The following is a 2,106-nucleotide window of genomic DNA, read 5'->3' as shown; positions in this document are numbered from 1 at the left end:
TATTGATAAAGCATTTCTTAGGCAAAGGGAAGAGGCGAGTTGTTTTAAATAGTGAAGTTAAAAATATTTTAAATAACTATTCTTGGCCAGGGAATATAAGGGAACTAAGAAGAGTTGTAGAGATTCTTCAGTCAAAGTCACATGGGGTGATTGGTATTCAGGATCTTCCTTCTCATATTAAAGGTGTTTGTGAATCTGAAGATGTAGTCACAAGTGTAGAAAATAAACTTGTTCCTGGAAGTATACTTACTAAGATGCAGCTAGAGTATATTCAAATAAATGGGCTTAAGTCATTTGTAGAAAAAGTAGAAGAGGATGCGCTCGCGATAGTATTAAAAGATAATGATGAGAAAGTAAGGAAAACACTTGGAGTCTTAAAAATATCAAATAGTGCATTTTATAGGATATCAGAGAGGAGAAAAGATGCAGGATCAGAATAAAGTTATTCATGATATCAATTCAAGTATCTCAGCAATTTCTCAGTCGCTATCACTGATAAATGATAATTGGAAAAATAATCCAGAAATTGTAGAAAAAATTTTACCACTAGTTCTTGAGAAAGCCGTGTCTTTAGAAGAGCAGTGGAATCAAGCTAAAAATATAATTAAAAGTAAAGGTTAAGTAATGAAAAAGATTTTAATGGTAATGATGTTCTCTCTAAGTATTACAAATATACATGCAGAAGGTTTTGCAGATAAGCTAAGGCCTTATGTTGAAGAATATCTAGGAGATGAGTTGGCAGTCAAATTATTTGGTGAGAAAGAGGAGAGTATTAAGCTTCCTGAGATACCAAAAGTAATGAAGGATGCTAAGTCTGTTCGTGCTGAATATCAAGATAAGATGAAATCAAAAATCTCTAAAGAGAAAATGGAAAAAGCTGATCTCTCTTTTTTATTTGAAATTTATGAAGCTGCACGAAGAGTGAAGCCAAATGAAAATGATGTTGCAAAATGGATGAATGTTATCTCTCAAGGCGGAAGCCGCGAGGGGGTTTATAGGGCCTTAGTTTTAGATAATACATACGCGGCTATGGAGAATTATGATACTCCTATGACAGACTCTGGAATTAGCTTTTCAAAGTATTATGTTTCAACATTTATGAATAAAGAGATATCGAAGGAGTCTTTAGAGAAAACAAACTTCTATACTCTCAAGAGAGTTCTTGTTGAGCAAACTTTAGAAATACTAGATGAGCTTCTATTTAAAGATGTGAATTTATTTTATGATTGGTATGCTGTTTTCTCTGCTGAAATTGCAAAAAAATATCCAAACTTTTTTACTAATAAAATTAGAAAAAGTACTTCGAGAGAAAGACATAGAAAGTGGGCCGAGTTTGTCCCTGTTCAACATGTTAAATCAGAAGTGATGGTTAAACTTCATAAGCTTTTTAATGCTACTAATCAGTAGAAGAAAGGATTCTCTGTCTCTGTAAGACACATCATGAGTCTCTCAACACCTAACGCTATTCCACTTGAAGTCGGTAACGACTTCATAGTGTGATAGAATTCAGTAGGTTCAGGAAGAGAGTACTGATACAAACTTTTTTTCATTATGGCCTGACTATCAAATCTCTCTTTTAGAAGAGTCAAATCTGTAAGTTCATTAAAAGAATTGCAAATTTCAACTCCAAAAGAATAAACCTCAAATCGATCACAAACCCTACTGTCATCACTATTTATTGTAGAAAGAGCACTTAAGTGATTTGGGAAATTATAAAGAAGTATAAACGGATATTTCTTGAGCTTAGGTTCAACTTCATTTAAAAAAAGTAGGAAGTAGTAATCATCCCATGATAATAGGTCATGTTCTTTTTCTGATGGCAGAGGAACTTGCTTAAAGTCACTTCTTATTTTGGCGGCCAGTTTATCTTTATCTAAATATTTTAAGATATCAATATTTACAGTTTCTATGAAAATTTCCTGAATTGTTTTCTTTATAGGAACAAATTCATTGAATTCATTTCTTATATTTATTCCATCCTCTAAAGATCTCTTTGCACAGTACTTAAAAAGGCCTTCAACATCATCCATTATCTTTGTATAGAACTCATCTTTTCTATACCACTCAAGCATAAGAAATTGAGGTCGATGATGGGTAGAGTTTGGT

At 32.7% G+C, this 2,106-nt stretch carries 3 protein-coding genes and 1 pseudogene; 3 read left to right on the top strand and 1 reads right to left on the bottom strand.

Annotation, left to right across the window (positions count from 1 at the left end):
• From ABX784_RS17205 to ABX784_RS17195, 3 genes and pseudogenes are all read left to right on the top strand, one after another.
• Nucleotides 1-440, top strand: a pseudogene (locus tag ABX784_RS17205) (hypothetical protein); the annotation flags it as partial.
• A complete protein-coding gene (locus ABX784_RS17200) occupies nt 424-621 on the top strand; it encodes a hypothetical protein (RefSeq protein ID WP_372656292.1) in 198 nt (65 codons plus the stop codon). The pseudogene ABX784_RS17205 and the gene ABX784_RS17200, both read left to right, overlap by 17 nt.
• Before the next feature lie 3 nt (nt 622-624).
• Complete coding sequence (locus ABX784_RS17195) at nt 625-1,407, top strand: hypothetical protein (protein WP_372656291.1); 783 nt, start codon at nt 625-627, stop codon at nt 1,405-1,407.
• Here the strand turns inward: ABX784_RS17195 and ABX784_RS17190 are convergent.
• The coding region (locus ABX784_RS17190) for an amino acid--tRNA ligase-related protein (protein WP_372656290.1) at nt 1,401-2,106 on the bottom strand (706 nt) is incomplete at its 5' end. The two genes, ABX784_RS17195 and ABX784_RS17190, sit on opposite strands and share 7 nt — an antisense overlap.

Source organism: Halobacteriovorax sp. (assembly GCF_041587335.1).
GTDB lineage: Bacteria > Bdellovibrionota > Bacteriovoracia > Bacteriovoracales > Bacteriovoracaceae > Halobacteriovorax.
The sequence above is the reverse complement of the archived record's forward strand: the minus strand, read 5'-3'. Positions and strand labels throughout refer to the sequence as shown.

What these genes read in the sequence shown, in the direction of transcription:
- ABX784_RS17200 (WP_372656292.1), top strand. Translation starts at nt 424, where the DNA reads ATGCAGGATCAGAATAAAGTTATTCATGATATCAATTCAAGTATCTCA.
- ABX784_RS17195 (WP_372656291.1), top strand. Translation starts at nt 625, where the DNA reads ATGAAAAAGATTTTAATGGTAATGATGTTCTCTCTAAGTATTACAAAT.